A 14,416-nucleotide genomic window follows, 5' to 3' on the forward strand; every position below is an offset into this window, starting at 1 on the left:
TGTCAATTGCCTTTTTTGAATCTGGGGTAGTAGATGGTAAAAATCCGATATGTTTAGTACACTAAATGATAGAAGTCCACTGAGAGAAAGGATGCTGCTTGCATGCCACAGGAACGTGATTTGCTGACTTACCGACTCGAGGAACAAATGCGTGTCATTCTTCGTACCCTGCGACGTGAACTTAATCGACTATTTGAAGGAACAGCAACCCGAAGCGAATTTTTCATCTTACGGAGTCTTTCAGAAAACGGTCCCCAGCGTCCGACACTTCTTGCGGAACAATTTGAGCTGGCGACGAGTCAAGTCACTGCTTTAACGGATAAGCTCTATAAACAAGGATATGTCACACGGACGCGTTCGACGGAAGATCGTCGCTCGATTGTCCTTGCTTTGACGGATGACGGAGAGCGTGCTTTTCGGGAACTCGAGGTCGTCCGAAGAAACTATTTACAAGATCGCTTCGGAACTTTAACAGAAGAAGAACTGGAAACGATGATTCGCGTCTTCGATAAGATTTTACTGACGATGGATGAGGATACGCTCACTTCGTCTTCATAAAAAACGGTAGATTTTCTACCGTTTTTTATGTTTTATCTAAACATTTACCTCTGTCTAACCGTTACCTAGATGAGTATACTGGAGTATATATATGGAAATCTGTTAGCTGGGGAGTTGGGAGGATTTGTTGTCCATCATGAATCAATTCATCATTAACTTTTGTCTACTGTTCACGACGATCACTCTCTTATTCTTACCATTTCGGAATCGACCACGTATTTCGCTGAATTCCAGCTGGAGTACACGCCTCATATTGGGAAGTGTCTGTGGTCTGATTGCAGTTTTGTTGATATTCAATGGCATTCAGATCGATGTCGCCCGTGTGGATTTACGAATCATCCCAGTCGCGATCGCTATGCTATTCGGTGGTTTCCCGAGCGCCATCGTCGCCGGTATAATGATCATCGGGACACGTTACTTTTTGACACCCGTCGATCAAATGGAGGGTTTTTATCTGTCCACACTGATTATCGTCTTAATCATTACGACGATCGGAATCGTACGTCGATTCGTTCATGTCTCGACACGCCATTTTCAATTATTGGTGTCAATTGGTGTTCTCTATTCGTTACCTGCCATCTATATCCTGACAAACAGTTGGTCGACATTCTTTAAAATTTCAATCGCTTATATCTTCTTTAATCTATTAGCTGGCTTTGTTGCTTTTCGACTGCTGACGGAATTACGCCGTCACTTCGAAAACATTCAGTATCAACAAAAACTAGCGATGACGGATGCTTTGACCGGACTTGCCAATCGGCGCCGTCTCGATGATTCACTGTCACTTGTCGGTTCAACGGATCAAGGGTATTCACTTGTCTTGATTGATATCGACTTCTTCAAGCACGTCAATGATACATATGGTCATGACGCCGGAGATGATGTCCTACGTCAACTCGGCATGACACTCGCTTCCTTAACACGACCGGATGACCTCGTCGGACGGTACGGTGGTGAAGAGTTTTTGATCATTTTACCAAGCACTACAGCTAAAGAAGCTCAAAAAATCGCAGAGTTGGCTCGGATGACGGTCGCACGCAACCTGTTCCCGACGGCAGACGTACCTGATCTGCAAATCACGATTTCGCTTGGGATTGCACATTCTAGTGGTTCCCATACGTCTTTAGAAGTATTACAACAAGCAGATAAAGCGTTGTATTACTCAAAAGAAAGCGGACGAAACCGAAGTACGATTTATACGAAGGAACTTGCCTTCCGACAAGCTTGAATACGAGACACTTCCTATCAGGAGTGTCTTTTTCTATGACCTTATTCCGTTTCTTTCGGAAAACCGATGCTTTCAACCGTTCCAAAGACGATCATCCGGCTCAATTGCTCCGCCATATATGCGGATGAATATGGCCGACCGTTTCGTAACCAGGAAATCAATAATCCTAACTGTCCACCAATGACATAGTTCAGTAACAAATCCCGATCGACGAAAGTCGCATCCTCTGCGACTTGGGATCGAAAGACGAGGCGATAATTTTCTTTCAATGTATCGAGAAAACGAGAGATGAACGTTTTGATCGGTCCTTGAACGAGCATCGTCTGATAGAATAATTCATTTTCTTCAATGTGAATGAACAAACGAGCAAAATAATGACTCACCTGCTCGACTGTCGGAAATACGGTGCCTGTACCTGTAATCCGAATCGCTTGTTCGAGCGCCATCATCTGTTCCTCAACGATTTGGTCAAGCAAATCATATTTATCTGTGTAGTGCGCATAAAAGGTCGAGCGGTTCACACCCGCCCCATCCGTCAGCATCTTGACGGTGATGCTCGAAAAGCTATTTGTCTTCAGTAAACGAAACAATTCCATCGTAATACGGTCACGTGACCGTTTTGGTCGTGGATCACGGCTCTCTTTCATGTGCATTTCACTCCTTTTCCATCATCTTTTTAAAAATGAATCCGTTATCATTTATTTTTCCAACATTTTGTCGGAAACTGTTGGTTGTTTGTTATCTAACTATCCATATAATTAACTATATTAATTACTCCTCCCCCCAGAGGAGTACTTTTTTTGAATCGATTGTACACAAGAAAGGATGCTAACACACCCATGAGTATGAAAAAATTACTAATCATTAATATCGTTACACTCATCGTTTTGATCGGTGGTGGGGTCGTCGGATACTACTATTACGATCAAGCAACAAGCTATGTCAAAACAGACAATGCGAAAATCGATGGCAAAATGATAACGATTGCTAGCCCAAGCGCTGGTAAATTAACGGACTGGTCTGCTAAAACAGGCGAATCGCTCGACAGCGGTGCAACACTTGGTCACATCATGACTGCGCAAGCTGGACAAAAACCAACAGATCTTTCTGTTTCGATGCCTGCGAAGGCAACGATCGTTCAGTCGATGGCGACAAAGAACGGCTTCGTCGCAGCCGGTACACCACTTGCCTATGGTTTTGACTTAAACGACCTTTGGGTCACAGCGAACATCGAAGAAACAGAAATCGATGAAATCAAAGTCGGACAAACCGTTGACGTGTATGTCGACAGCTATCCTGACACGACACTTTCTGGTGAAGTGGAACAGATCGGAATGACGACAGCTTCGACGTTCTCGATGATGCCTTCTTCAAACGGAAATGCGAACTACACGAAAGTCGCACAAGTCATTCCAGTTAAAGTATCACTCTCGCAAGAAAAATCACTAGACATTCGACCTGGTATGAATGTGACCGTCCGCATTCATAAGGATTAAGGAGGGACGTTCATGTCTACTACCTTCTTGTTCGGATATAGTGCGTTCACGATTCTGATCATCATCGGCGTCAACTGGATCGCCCGCCGGAATCGTCAATCCGACATCGCACTGGCCACTGACGGACCAACACTTGAGGAGTCCCTCGAGACGGAACCGACGATGACCGTGACACCACCAGTCGCAGCACCTTCAAAACAAGTATCGACTGAAAACGTCAGTATTCCGAAAGTACTGACGGTCTTACTGATTGGTATGTTCATTGCTATTTTGAACCAAACGTTGATTAATGTCGCGTTACCGGTTCTAATCAATGACTTCAACGTGTCGACGTCCACTGCCCAGTGGTTGACGACAGGTTTCATGCTCGTCAACGGGATCTTGATTCCGATCAGTGCTTTTTTAATGCGCAGTTATACGTTCCGCCAGTTGTTCCTCGCTTCGATGACACTCTTTTTCTTTGGATCAATCATCTGTTCGATGGCGATGAACTTCCCGGTCATGATGATCGGGCGTGTCGTTCAGGCGGCAGGTGCTGGTATCTTAATGCCACTAGGATCAAATGTCTTCATGACATTGTTCCCACCGCATAAGCGTGGCGCTGCCATGGGAATGCTAGGAATCGCTATGATTCTCGCTCCTGCTGTCGGACCTACGATCACAGGATATGTCATCCAAAACTATGACTGGCACGTCATGTTTTATGCGATGTCGTTCTTTGGATTAGTGACATTGTTACTCGGTACGACCTGGTTCCGCCTGACGCAGCCACTCTCGAAACCTTCTTTCGACGCACTGGGCGTCTTATTCAGTACGATCGGATTCGGGAGTCTCCTTTACGGATTCAGTGAAGCCGGGAATGACGGCTGGGATAGCCCGATCGTCATCAGCACGATCGTCATCGGCTTAATTGGAATTGCTGCTTTTGCAATGCGTGAGCTGTCGATGGAAGATCCGATGTTGAATATTCGTGTGTTAAAGGTTCCGGAATTTTCGTTCACCCTCTTCATCAATGTCATCGTCACGATGGCGTTGTTCGGTGGGATGTTGCTTTTACCGATTTACCTTCAAAGTATTCGCGGTTTTTCACCGGTCGATTCAGGTCTTCTCCTTTTGCCCGGATCACTAATCATGGGAATCACCGGACCGATTGCCGGTCGTTTATTTGACCGCTTCGGTATTCGACCGCTCGCTATCTTCGGTTTGACGTTGATGACGTACGGGACATGGGAATTGACGCAATTAAACATGGATACGTCGTATTATTCCATCATGGGCATCTACATGCTTCGGTCATTCGGTATGGCATTCATCATGATGCCGATCATGACTGCCGGAATGAATGCCTTACCGATGAAGATGATCCCGCACGGAAACGCAACCCAAAACACACTTCGTCAAGTCGCCGGCTCCATCGGAACGGCAATTCTCGTCACCGTCATGACCCGTCAAACGACGGCTCACTTGGCAGACGATGCGAATCAGTTCACGACGCTCGACCCGACGCTTTCGCAACATTTAAACGATCTTGGACAACAGCTGGGTAGCTCACAAGCTGCTTCAACGAGTTGGTTTACGATGCTGACAAAACAAGCAACGATCCAAGGGATCACTGACGCGTTCTGGATTGCGACCGTTTTATCTGCGCTCGCATTGATTCTGTCCTTCTTCTTGCACGGAAAAAAAGAACCAAATCTGGATTGATTCATGAAGGACCAGTTGATGTCATATCAGCTGGTCTTTTGCTATACTTCGTGAAAAGTTCTTCTTTGCACTTCTCTCTTAAAATCGATACACTAGGGACAATGAGTTTCATATCTAAAGGAGATGCTTTATGGTTGCCTTTCTGCAATTTTATGCGTTTATCTTTGCTTGTTGTTTTGCTTGGCAAGTCGGTCGACCATCGCCTTGGTCACAAAAGATTTTTCGCGCCTTTTTAACAAGTGTCAACGGGCTCTTCGTATTCACACGTGCCTCGATTTCAATCTTTTTGTTAGTTGGACCACTATTACTCGTCACATATCTTGTTTTTCCACGGTTAATCACTTTTGAAAATGGTTTAGCAATGGTGATCAGTGTGCTCGTCATCGGACTGGTCGATCGTCTCGTCAGTCTCGTCGTCCTACCACTCATGCGTTCCTTTTTCCTAAAACGTCAACGCGTCATGCCACAATCGGTGGAAATGGTGCTCTATACGATGGCAATGGCTGTCTTGCTCTTCATTCAGCTTCATGCTGTTCCTGGCGTTCAGATTCATGTAGCATTAACGCTTTTCCTTGGATTCACGATTTATTTCGCCCATTATTTATTTGCGTTGTACCGGATTGGTCTCATGAAAAAGAAACTAACGACTGTTGCTCAAGAAGAGGAACGAAAAGCTTCTTAATACAAATTCAACGAAAGATGATTTCCTCTTGGAAATCGTCTTTTTGTTTTCTGACAAATAACATTGACAATGATAATCGTTATCATTTATAGTGAAAAAGTACTCAGTGAGGAGATGAAACGGATGCATGTTCAACAAGTGATTGAAACACGCCGGTCCATCCGGTCCTATACGGAACAACCAGTTCCGGTCGAATTAGTAGAGGTATTACTCGAAACGGCGATGTATGCCCCGAACCATAAGCTACGAGAACCTTGGCGTTTTGTTCTCGCGATCGAAGAAGGACAAACTCGGTACGTCGATGCTTTGATGGAGTTACTGACAGCGCTTGGTCAATTCGAGACGAAAACGTCTGAACAACGTCAACAGGCTGAACAAAAATTACGGGAAGTCCCGGTTTACTTAACGGTACTTTGTCAAGTACAAGGGACACCGGATCAACAGCTAGAGGATACACTCGCAACAGCTGCCATGATTCAAAATCTACAGTTGGTGGCGACAGAGCGCGGCCTTGGTTGCTGCTGGAAGAGCGGAAAACATTGGTTTACACCAGAATATGCTTCAATCGTTCATGCTTCAGAAAATGAACGGGTTCTCGGCGTCATTCAAATGGGCTGGCCAGCCCTCGTTCCACCTGTCAAACCGAGAACGTCCCTGAAGGACAAGTTGACGCACTTTTAAGAGGTGCGCATTCTGCGAGCTACCCCTGCTCGCGCCAATCAAGCCCCAATTCAAAATAAAAACGTTCCGATGACGTCTCTCTCCCCAAATGGAGACGCAATCGGAACGTTTTTCTGTTAGAGAAATTCTTCATGATTGACAGGCGCTTTAGCTTGAATCTAAGATAATGAAAGTGAAACAAATAACCGCTTACAAAAAGCGAGTCGAAAGAAGGGGTCCCCTTGCACGCGGATCAACGAAAAAAATTAACGGTCCTCATGATCAATATGTTTATTGCGGTCGGGAGCTTCGGGATCATCATTCCGATTCTACCCGCTTACTTAGCGTCGATTGGACAAGGTGGGACGGCGGCTGGATTAATGATTGCCATCTTTGCCGGAGCACAGCTCGTCATGTCACCGATTGCCGGAAAATGGGCGGACCAATACGGTCGTCGTAAGATGATCATCTATGGATTGGTCGGCTTGACGCTCTCGATGTTTGTCTTCTATTTCTCAAACTCTGTCACGGTCCTCTACATCTCGCGCGCAATCGGCGGTGCCGGTGCCGCACTCCTGATTCCAGCGATTTTTGCTTACGTTGCGGACATCACGACGATGGATCAACGTGCAAAAGGAAACAGCTACGTCTCAGCTGCGATGTCACTCGGGATCGTCATCGGTCCAGGAATCGGTGGATTCCTTGCCGAGTATGACTTAAAATTGCCATTGCTCATCTCAGCGATCGTCTCGGGTGCAGCCGTCTTATTCAGCGTCTTGTTACTTCAAGAAAGCGAACAACACGATGCAACAGCGATGGCACCAGATGAAGGATCGATGCTTAAGAAACTGGGGACATCGTTTAAAAAACCGTACTTCGTACCGCTCGTCATTACACTCGTCATGAGCTTTGGTCTCATGGCATACGAATCAGTACTTGGTCTATTCGTCGATGATCAATTCGGTGCTTCACCGAAAGACATCGCGATCATGGTGACGTCGACCGGGATCATCAGTGTCATTGCTCAAATCTTCATCGTCGATAAGTTATCTCGTAGTTTCGGAGAAGGAAAGGTCTTGAACCTATTCCTGTTCATCGCAGCGCTCGGCTTCCTATTGTCATTATTGACATCAAGTTACGGTGGATTCTTTGCGATCACTCTCGTCATCTTCCTTGCGACATCGATTTTACGTCCCGTCTTGAATACGATGATTTCAAAACTCGCTGGTAATGAGCAAGGCTTTGCTATGGGAATGAACAACGCCTACATGAGTATCGGGAACGTGCTCGGACCGACGCTTGCCGGTGTACTGTATGACGTCAACATTTTCTATCCATTCGCACTTGGTCTGATCTTCCTTGTCGTGACGTTCATCGGATCATTCATCTGGCAAAAACGTCAGGCACGATTAATTGCCAAGGTCGAACAGAGTTCTTAAATGAATCAAAAATAGCCTCGATTACTCTATCCTATCAGACAGAGTAATCGAGGCTATTTCATTTATCCCTATTCATTCGTCATACGAATTGTTCCTCTGTTACTGACACGAGCAGTTTCGCAACGATTTCTGTTAACAAGAAGACGAAGACGACTCCTGTAAAATCCAGCGTCAACCATGGCATCAGACCGCAGCCGATCAAAAACGTCCCAATCATTAATGGACGATATGACGAAAAGGATGGTCGCTTCGGACGGATACTTAAAAGGATGCTCACAATACCAAGCATGATAAGCCATATCAATGAAATATCATAGAAAAAGTGATCAACTAGTAAAAATAGACCAATCGGATACAGCGGAATCCACCAACGGTTCATCCTCATGCCTCCCGTTTTCTTTTCAGTATCGCATGGTTTGAATCGATTCCCTTTATTTTGAAATGACTTATCCGTACTGCTTTTGATGCGCACGTTTGAGTTCAAGGTATTCTTCGTCCGCCCGGATCAAATCCCATTTTTCTTGGAAGATGGCCGCGGATTTTGCTTTTTCTTCGTCGATTTCGCGTGTGTGTAATTCTTTGGTCTCTTTATCTTTATATTTGCGCCCACCCTTGTAGTTCGCGTAACGTCGCGCGCGCGTATGTCCCATCTGAATGAACTTCCGCGCCATATCCATGCCGACGAAGTCCCCGTCTTCTTTATAAGCTAAATACATCTCATAAATTTTCTCAGACGATTCCTTCGCGATATCCGGCGTCTTAAAACGCCAATGCGGCAAAATCTCACTTTTGTAAGGTTCGACGAGTAAGACCCCTTGCTCCCCGCGTCCAACCCGGTATTTTTCCGGCTCCTTGCGAAAATCCGTCGTCTTGAAATCGAGATCGTAATCAAATGGCATCCCGGTCACGCTCCCTTCTACTTTGAACTGTTCCCTTCCTGTCCGTTCATCAATCCTCGATCCGGTAGAGTCCTTGCGTATAAATCGTCGCTAAGACGTGTGCGATCTCTTCAATCGTCGCTGTTGCTTCTTCACGGACGACTTCGAATAAATACATCTCATTCGCGAAGAACCAACCACGGGCGACGAGTTTCGAGTCGACATCTTGTCGCGCAAGTCCTGTCTCCTGCGCATACTGGATATCCTGACTGATCCGATCAATGAAGCGTTCTCGAATCGCTTTCCATTTCGCACGGACGATGTAAGAGACGCCGATTGCTTGCTCGACGATCCGTAGCATCGCTCGTTCTTCTTCCGCGAGACGTAAGAAATCCGTAGCTTGCGTCACGATACGTTCCTTTGCCTCTAGCGACGTCGTCGGTTCAAATGTTCGTTCCGCGATCGCATGGAAACGACTCATGACATCTTCCATCAGGACGACGAGCAACTCATCTTTCCCTTCAAAATGCACGTAGGCTGTTCCGTAGCCGACGCCAGCTTGTTTGATCACTTGTGAAATCGTTGACGTTTGAAACCCTTGTTCTAAGAAGACGTCACGTGCCGCACTCAACAGTTTTTTGCGTGTCCGCACTGTGCGCAGATGCCGTTTATCGATTTTTTCTGGTTGAGAAGATGACATGTCCTTCACTCCTTTTGTTTTCTCTATTCGATAATATTGACACAATGTCAATTTGTTTGCTACGCTTTTGTCAAAATTGATTGAGTATTCATTTGAGGAGGATGACGTATGACACTGCAAGCAAAACGGACCGATGCCGTTGCTCGGGACGAGCAAGATGTATTGTCCACCTATCGTGATGAGTTTTATCTGCAACCGGGTAGTATCTATATGGACGGAAACTCGCTCGGTTTATTATCGAAGCGTGCCGAGAAGACGTTGCTCGAGTCGCTATCAGACTGGAAAGAGCTCGGGATCGATGGCTGGATGAAAGGACGTCATCCTTGGTTCGAATTATCAGAACGTCTCGCTGTCCTCAACGCTCCGCTTGTCGGCGCACAAGCGGAAGAAGTCATGGTCACCGGTTCGACGACCGTCAATCTACATCAACTCGTCGCGACATTTTTCCAACCAACAGAAGGACGAGATAAGATTTTAGCGGATGCGCTGACGTTCCCGTCGGACATCTATGCTTTACAAAGTCAGCTTCGTTTACGCGGACTGGATCCAGAGACACATCTCGTCCAAGTACCAAGTCATGATGGTCGCTTTTTAGATGAGGACGATATCATTGCCGCGATGACAGACGATATCGCTTTGATTGTCTTGCCTGCCGTGCTGTACCGAAGCGGACAGATTCTCGATATGGAGCGTTTAACGAAAGCGGCACACGACCGCGGTATCTTGATTGGTTTTGATGGCTGTCATTCCGTCGGAGCCGTTCCGCACGCTTTCCATGACTGGGGCGTCGACTTTGCTTACTGGTGTAATTACAAGCACTTGAACGGCGGCCCTGGAACAGTCGGTGGATTATTCGTCCACGAACGTCATTTCGGAACGTTGCCCGGGCTGACGGGCTGGTTCGGTTCGCGCAAGGATAAACAGTTTGACATGGATCACACGATGACACCGGCCGCGCACGCAGGCGCTTTCCAGATTGGAACACCACACGTCTTAAGTCTCGCCCCACAAATCGGTGCGTTAGAGATGTTTGACGAAGTCGGTATTGAAGCCGTCCGAACGAAGTCCCTTGCGCTGACGCAGTACATGATGGACCTTGTCGAGCAGGAACTCATACCGTACGGTTTCGTCATCGGAAATCCAATCGACGATAAACGCCGTGGGGCGCATCTCAGCCTCGAGCATCCGGAAGCGGCACGGATCTGTAAAGCACTCAAGGAAAACCGGATCATCCCCGATTTCCGGGCACCGAACATTGTCCGTCTAGCACCCGTCGCGCTCTACAACACGTTTACCGATGTCTATGACGTCGTCGCGACACTTAAACGAATCATGGAAGATAAAGAATACGAACGTTTCGCGAATGAACGCGAAGTCGTTGCTTAAGGAGTACACCATGGAACAACCTACTGAACTACGGCGTGAACTCAAGACACGCCAACTCACGATGATTGCAATGGGCTGCGCGATCGGTACCGGTCTCTTCCTCGGAAGTGGGCTTGCGATCGGGCTTGCTGGACCGAGCGTTTTGATCAGTTACGCAGTCGGCGCCTTCATCGTCCTACTTTTAATGGGCTGTCTGGCTGAAATGACGGTCGCCCATCCGACATCTGGCTCGTTCGGTACGATTGCCGAACGATACATTAGTCCGTACGCGGGATTTCTCGTCCGCTATTCGTACTGGATCGCAAACGTTCTCGCAATCGGCGTTGAAGTTAGTGCGATCGCCATCTATATGAAATACTGGTTCCCGGACGTTCCCGGGGTCGTCTGGATTCTCATGTTCGCTGCCGCGTTAATTTACATTAATGCTACGACAGTCAATACGTTCGCAACCTTCGAGTACTGGTTCTCGGTCATTAAGATTAGTGCCATCTTACTGTTCATCCTGCTTGGTGCTTACTTGGTCATCGGTAGTCCGAGCCCTGAGATCGGTCCACAAAACTTCACGAATGATGGTGGCTTCATGCCATTCGGCTTCTCGGGTCTCTGGATTGCGATCTTCATCTCCCTGTTCAGTTTCCTCGGAACGGAATTGATTGCTGTCACTGCCGGTGAAGCAAAGGACCCGGACGTTGCCGTACCGAAAGCATTAAAAGCGACGGTCTTCCGTCTCTCGACGTTTTATGTCGTCACGATTGCTTTAATGTTGATGATTGTCCCGTGGCAACAAGCAGGCGGCGTCGATCAAAGTCCTTTCGTCAAAGTAATGGAGATGCTATCGATTCCATATGCAGGCGGTATCATGAACTTCATCATCCTGACAGCAGCGCTGTCTGCGATGAACAGTCAGCTGTATGCTTCGACACGGATGATGTATTCATTATCCAAGGCAACGTATGCGCCAAAAGTATTTGGTCGTTTAAATCGAAAAGGTGTACCGCTCTTCGCACTCGCCTTATCAACGCTCGGCATTTTTCTCGCAGCGATCATCAGCAGTCAATCGAGCGTCTCTTATCCGTTCATGATGGGGATTTCGATGTTCGGGGCGATCTTCACATGGTTCATGATTTTCATCTCCCATCTGTACTTCCGCAAAGCCTGGGAACGTGAAGGTGGACGGACGTTACCGGTTCGGATGATGGGCTATCCCTATCTGACTGCCCTCGGTGCATTGTTGTTATTCGCACTCGTACTAACGACATGGTTCACGGATTTCCAAATCGTCTTGAAGTTTGGTGTACCGTGGTTAGTGTTCTTATCGATCGCCTATTTCTTCTGGAAACGAGCGCATCCGGAACAACCACAGACCGCTGAAAAACGAAAACTGAATTAACATGATAAAGGGGCTGAACGGGAATGACAAAGACAGATCCTACGTCTATTGAAGCATCGATTCAAACGGATTTTAAGAAAGATATGTCCTACGGGGATTATTTGCAACTGGATCCATTGCTCACGAGTCAACATCGCTTATCGGGGCATCATGATGAGATGCTGTTCATCATCATTCATCAAACGAGCGAACTCTGGATGAAGCTAATCCTGCATGAGATGCGGGCAGCGACGCAAGCGGTCGCAAACGATGATCTCGAATCGTCGTTTAAGATGCTCGCACGTATCTCAAAGATTCAGCACCAGTTGATTCAATCGTGGAATGTTTTGTCGACCTTGACCCCTGCTGAATATCTAGAATTCCGTGATGCGCTTGGTCACTCATCCGGTTTTCAGTCGTATCAAAATCGTCAAATCGAATTCGCGCTCGGCTTCAAGAATGAGCAGATGCTAAAAGTGTATGCGCATGACGAAACACTCTATCCGATGATGCTCGAAGACTTGAAGGCACCAAGCATCTACGATGAAACGATCCGGGCGATGGCACGCCATGGGCTACCGATCGACGAGTCCGTCCTTGAGCGTGATGTCACGCAAGACTGGACGCCGAATGCAAGCGTCGAGGCCGCTTGGGCAAGCGTCTATCGTGATGTCGATCGGTACTGGGATCTGTATGAACTCGGTGAAAAACTACTGGATATCGGGAGCCAGCAGCAGATGTGGCGCTTTAACCATATGAGTACCGTCGAACGGATCATCGGACAAAAACCAGGAACGGGCGGTTCGTCTGGTGTCAGTTATCTACGGCGTGTGCTCGACCATCGCTTCTTCCCGGAACTGTGGTCGGTCCGCACGACATTATGAGGAGGATGAAACGATGACACGATGGATTGATGTTTCACAACCACTTGATCGTCACGTCACGACGTGGCCGGGGGATACACCGTTTGAAGCGACATTGACATGGAATAAGGCAGACACCGGTTCCGTTAACGTCGGCAAAGTTACGATGAGTCTGCATACCGGTACCCATGTCGACGCGCCGTTTCATTTTGATGATGCTGGACAAAAAATCATCGACCTGGATCCAGACCTCTATATCGGACATGCGCGTGTCATTTACTTACCAGGGCGTACAGAAATCACAGCCGCTGATTTAGATGGCTTTGAGCTAAATGACGTCCAGCGCTTGATCATCAAAACGGATGGTTGGATCGACAAATCGACTTTCCCAGAGACGATTCCTGTGTTGACACCAAGTCTTGCTGAACGTCTCGGAGAACTCGGGATTTCGCTGATTGGTCTTGACTTACCAAGCGTCGATGCGATTGATAGCAAGGAAATGGCAGCCCATCACGCACTGGCACAGCATGGAGTCCATATCCTCGAAGGACTCGTCCTCGATGCGATCACGCCTGGTGATTATCACTTGAATGCCGTCCCGCTCCCGCTCGTCGACGGCGATGGTAGTCCCGTTCGCGCCTTACTTCGTCCATACTAAAAAATCCGTCCAGCAGGCTCTCTGCTGGACGGATTTTTTACTTATGTAGCGGTTCGAATAAACTGGCTTCGATCTGACGAATGACATGTCCGAGAACTGCAAGTGACGAATCGACCTCGAATCCTTGATCGAGGGAATGATTTGCTCCTTCAATGACATCAATCGTCAGTTGCGAGGTGCGACTCGTTTCGAGTGCCACTTCATCATAAAACTTATCGGCCGTGCCAATGACGATCAGTCCAGCTTGCGTCGAGGTGGCGATTTGTTCGACTACTTCGGCTTCAAGAACAGGTGTTAAGAAGACGAAGCGTGCTGCCTGTAGACTCGGCTTAGCAAGTAACGCGGCAAGCGGAATCGTTCCTAACGATTTTGCGATAAACTGAACGTTCTCGTATGGATGCGTCGCCAGCACTTCTGAGACGACAGCGTCAACCCGGCGCGTCATGCAGGCATTTGAATCAGCGTCTGACATCAAAAATAGATCTTCTGTCACATAGTGAATGCAGATGACATCGATGCCTCGCGCGAGTAATGCCATTCGAGTGTAGTAAAAGTATGGATGGTCGTATACGTACGATGCTCCCGAGATCAAGAAGCAGACCTGTTTGGATCCCATTTGAAAATGATCATATGAGACGGTCGTCTGATCGACGACGATGGATGATTGTTTGATATGCATGAAACCCCTCCACGTTTTTTCTAGACTTTACCATTTCAGAGGTGGACTGTCATGTCTTTTTGACTCTTTCTTATTTGAAGAAGTAGTGCGATGTAAGAAACCATCCGCGTATATCA

The 14,416-nt window shown here is 47.3% G+C and carries 16 protein-coding genes; 11 read left to right on the top strand and 5 right to left on the bottom strand.

Annotated elements, in window-relative coordinates; translation table 11 throughout:
* Positions 1-102: 102 nt before the first annotated feature.
* Entirely contained in the window at positions 103-558 is a 456-nt protein-coding gene (locus Q9R23_RS12210) for a MarR family winged helix-turn-helix transcriptional regulator (protein WP_290748404.1), read from the top strand.
* Positions 559-694: 136 nt separating this feature from the next.
* Positions 695-1,786 (top strand): diguanylate cyclase, encoded by a 1,092-nt coding sequence (locus Q9R23_RS12215; RefSeq protein ID WP_251137971.1) that lies wholly within the window; start codon positions 695-697, stop codon positions 1,784-1,786.
* 41 nt (positions 1,787-1,827) lie between these two features.
* On the opposite strand, the gene Q9R23_RS12220 is transcribed toward Q9R23_RS12215, so the two are convergent.
* Positions 1,828-2,433 carry a TetR/AcrR family transcriptional regulator gene (locus Q9R23_RS12220; protein WP_214856276.1) on the bottom strand — a complete coding sequence of 202 codons (606 nt, stop codon included), beginning with the start codon at positions 2,431-2,433 and terminating at the stop codon, positions 1,828-1,830.
* A gap of 192 nt (positions 2,434-2,625) precedes the next feature.
* Here Q9R23_RS12220 and Q9R23_RS12225 point away from each other — a divergent pair, with 192 nt between their 5' ends.
* The 5 genes from Q9R23_RS12225 to Q9R23_RS12245 all read left to right on the top strand — a co-directional run bounded on the left by Q9R23_RS12225 (position 2,626) and on the right by Q9R23_RS12245 (position 7,767).
* A complete protein-coding gene (locus tag Q9R23_RS12225; RefSeq protein WP_056064483.1) occupies positions 2,626-3,282 on the top strand; it encodes an HlyD family secretion protein in 657 nt (218 codons plus the stop codon).
* 12 nt (positions 3,283-3,294) lie between these two features.
* A complete protein-coding gene (locus Q9R23_RS12230; protein ID WP_311247138.1) occupies positions 3,295-4,986 on the top strand; it encodes a DHA2 family efflux MFS transporter permease subunit in 1,692 nt (563 codons plus the stop codon).
* 130 nt (positions 4,987-5,116) lie between these two features.
* Entirely contained in the window at positions 5,117-5,668 is a 552-nt protein-coding gene (locus Q9R23_RS12235) for a hypothetical protein (RefSeq protein WP_311247139.1), read from the top strand.
* A gap of 123 nt (positions 5,669-5,791) precedes the next feature.
* Complete coding sequence (locus Q9R23_RS12240; RefSeq protein ID WP_311247140.1) at positions 5,792-6,349, top strand: nitroreductase family protein; 558 nt, start codon at positions 5,792-5,794, stop codon at positions 6,347-6,349.
* A gap of 221 nt (positions 6,350-6,570) precedes the next feature.
* The gene (locus tag Q9R23_RS12245; protein WP_290782696.1) at positions 6,571-7,767 is read left to right on the top strand and encodes an MFS transporter; all 1,197 of its coding nucleotides are present in this window, start codon (positions 6,571-6,573) and stop codon (positions 7,765-7,767) included.
* A gap of 79 nt (positions 7,768-7,846) precedes the next feature.
* Here the strand turns inward: Q9R23_RS12245 and Q9R23_RS12250 are convergent, their stop codons facing one another.
* The 3 genes from Q9R23_RS12250 to Q9R23_RS12260 form a co-directional block, all read right to left on the bottom strand.
* Positions 7,847-8,146 carry a hypothetical protein gene (locus Q9R23_RS12250; RefSeq protein WP_214856289.1) on the bottom strand — a complete coding sequence of 100 codons (300 nt, stop codon included), beginning with the start codon at positions 8,144-8,146 and terminating at the stop codon, positions 7,847-7,849.
* Positions 8,147-8,213: 67 nt separating this feature from the next.
* On the bottom strand, positions 8,214-8,666 hold the full coding sequence (locus Q9R23_RS12255) for a DUF4385 domain-containing protein (protein ID WP_075642788.1): 453 nt from the start codon (positions 8,664-8,666) through the stop codon (positions 8,214-8,216).
* A gap of 49 nt (positions 8,667-8,715) precedes the next feature.
* Positions 8,716-9,345 carry a TetR/AcrR family transcriptional regulator gene (locus tag Q9R23_RS12260; protein WP_214856291.1) on the bottom strand — a complete coding sequence of 210 codons (630 nt, stop codon included), beginning with the start codon at positions 9,343-9,345 and terminating at the stop codon, positions 8,716-8,718.
* A gap of 108 nt (positions 9,346-9,453) precedes the next feature.
* On the opposite strand from Q9R23_RS12260, the gene kynU reads away from it, so the two are divergent.
* The 4 genes from kynU to kynB are packed head-to-tail and all read left to right on the top strand — an operon-like array spanning position 9,454 to position 13,621.
* Complete coding sequence (gene kynU, locus Q9R23_RS12265) at positions 9,454-10,731, top strand: kynureninase (protein WP_214856292.1); 1,278 nt, start codon at positions 9,454-9,456, stop codon at positions 10,729-10,731.
* 10 nt (positions 10,732-10,741) lie between these two features.
* Positions 10,742-12,121, top strand: coding sequence for an amino acid permease (locus Q9R23_RS12270; protein ID WP_311247141.1), 1,380 nt, complete (start codon positions 10,742-10,744; stop codon positions 12,119-12,121).
* A 23-nt stretch (positions 12,122-12,144) separates the two neighbouring features.
* Positions 12,145-12,984 carry a tryptophan 2,3-dioxygenase gene (gene kynA, locus Q9R23_RS12275; protein ID WP_311247142.1) on the top strand — a complete coding sequence of 280 codons (840 nt, stop codon included), beginning with the start codon at positions 12,145-12,147 and terminating at the stop codon, positions 12,982-12,984.
* 13 nt (positions 12,985-12,997) lie between these two features.
* Positions 12,998-13,621 (top strand): arylformamidase, encoded by a 624-nt coding sequence (kynB, locus tag Q9R23_RS12280; protein WP_029343146.1) that lies wholly within the window; start codon positions 12,998-13,000, stop codon positions 13,619-13,621.
* A gap of 37 nt (positions 13,622-13,658) precedes the next feature.
* On the opposite strand, the gene Q9R23_RS12285 is transcribed toward kynB, so the two are convergent.
* Positions 13,659-14,300, bottom strand: coding sequence for a cyclase (locus Q9R23_RS12285; protein WP_311247143.1), 642 nt, complete (start codon positions 14,298-14,300; stop codon positions 13,659-13,661).
* Positions 14,301-14,416 lie beyond the last annotated feature (116 nt).

Source organism: Exiguobacterium sp. BRG2 (genome assembly GCF_031844245.1).
In the GTDB taxonomy this organism is placed as follows: Bacteria; Bacillota; Bacilli; order Exiguobacteriales; family Exiguobacteriaceae; genus Exiguobacterium_A.

Coding starts and splice junctions, on each gene's coding strand:
- Q9R23_RS12210 (WP_290748404.1), top strand. CDS start 103: ATGCCACAGGAACGTGATTTGCTGACTTACCGACTCGAGGAACAAATG.
- Q9R23_RS12215 (WP_251137971.1), top strand. CDS start 695: ATGAATCAATTCATCATTAACTTTTGTCTACTGTTCACGACGATCACT.
- Q9R23_RS12220 (WP_214856276.1), bottom strand. CDS start 2,433: ATGAAAGAGAGCCGTGATCCACGACCAAAACGGTCACGTGACCGTATT.
- Q9R23_RS12225 (WP_056064483.1), top strand. CDS start 2,626: ATGAGTATGAAAAAATTACTAATCATTAATATCGTTACACTCATCGTT.
- Q9R23_RS12230 (WP_311247138.1), top strand. CDS start 3,295: ATGTCTACTACCTTCTTGTTCGGATATAGTGCGTTCACGATTCTGATC.
- Q9R23_RS12235 (WP_311247139.1), top strand. CDS start 5,117: ATGGTTGCCTTTCTGCAATTTTATGCGTTTATCTTTGCTTGTTGTTTT.
- Q9R23_RS12240 (WP_311247140.1), top strand. CDS start 5,792: ATGCATGTTCAACAAGTGATTGAAACACGCCGGTCCATCCGGTCCTAT.
- Q9R23_RS12250 (WP_214856289.1), bottom strand. CDS start 8,146: ATGAACCGTTGGTGGATTCCGCTGTATCCGATTGGTCTATTTTTACTA.
- Q9R23_RS12255 (WP_075642788.1), bottom strand. CDS start 8,666: ATGCCATTTGATTACGATCTCGATTTCAAGACGACGGATTTTCGCAAG.
- Q9R23_RS12260 (WP_214856291.1), bottom strand. CDS start 9,345: ATGTCATCTTCTCAACCAGAAAAAATCGATAAACGGCATCTGCGCACA.
- kynU (WP_214856292.1), top strand. CDS start 9,454: ATGACACTGCAAGCAAAACGGACCGATGCCGTTGCTCGGGACGAGCAA.
- Q9R23_RS12270 (WP_311247141.1), top strand. CDS start 10,742: ATGGAACAACCTACTGAACTACGGCGTGAACTCAAGACACGCCAACTC.
- kynA (WP_311247142.1), top strand. CDS start 12,145: ATGACAAAGACAGATCCTACGTCTATTGAAGCATCGATTCAAACGGAT.
- kynB (WP_029343146.1), top strand. CDS start 12,998: ATGACACGATGGATTGATGTTTCACAACCACTTGATCGTCACGTCACG.
- Q9R23_RS12285 (WP_311247143.1), bottom strand. CDS start 14,300: ATGCATATCAAACAATCATCCATCGTCGTCGATCAGACGACCGTCTCA.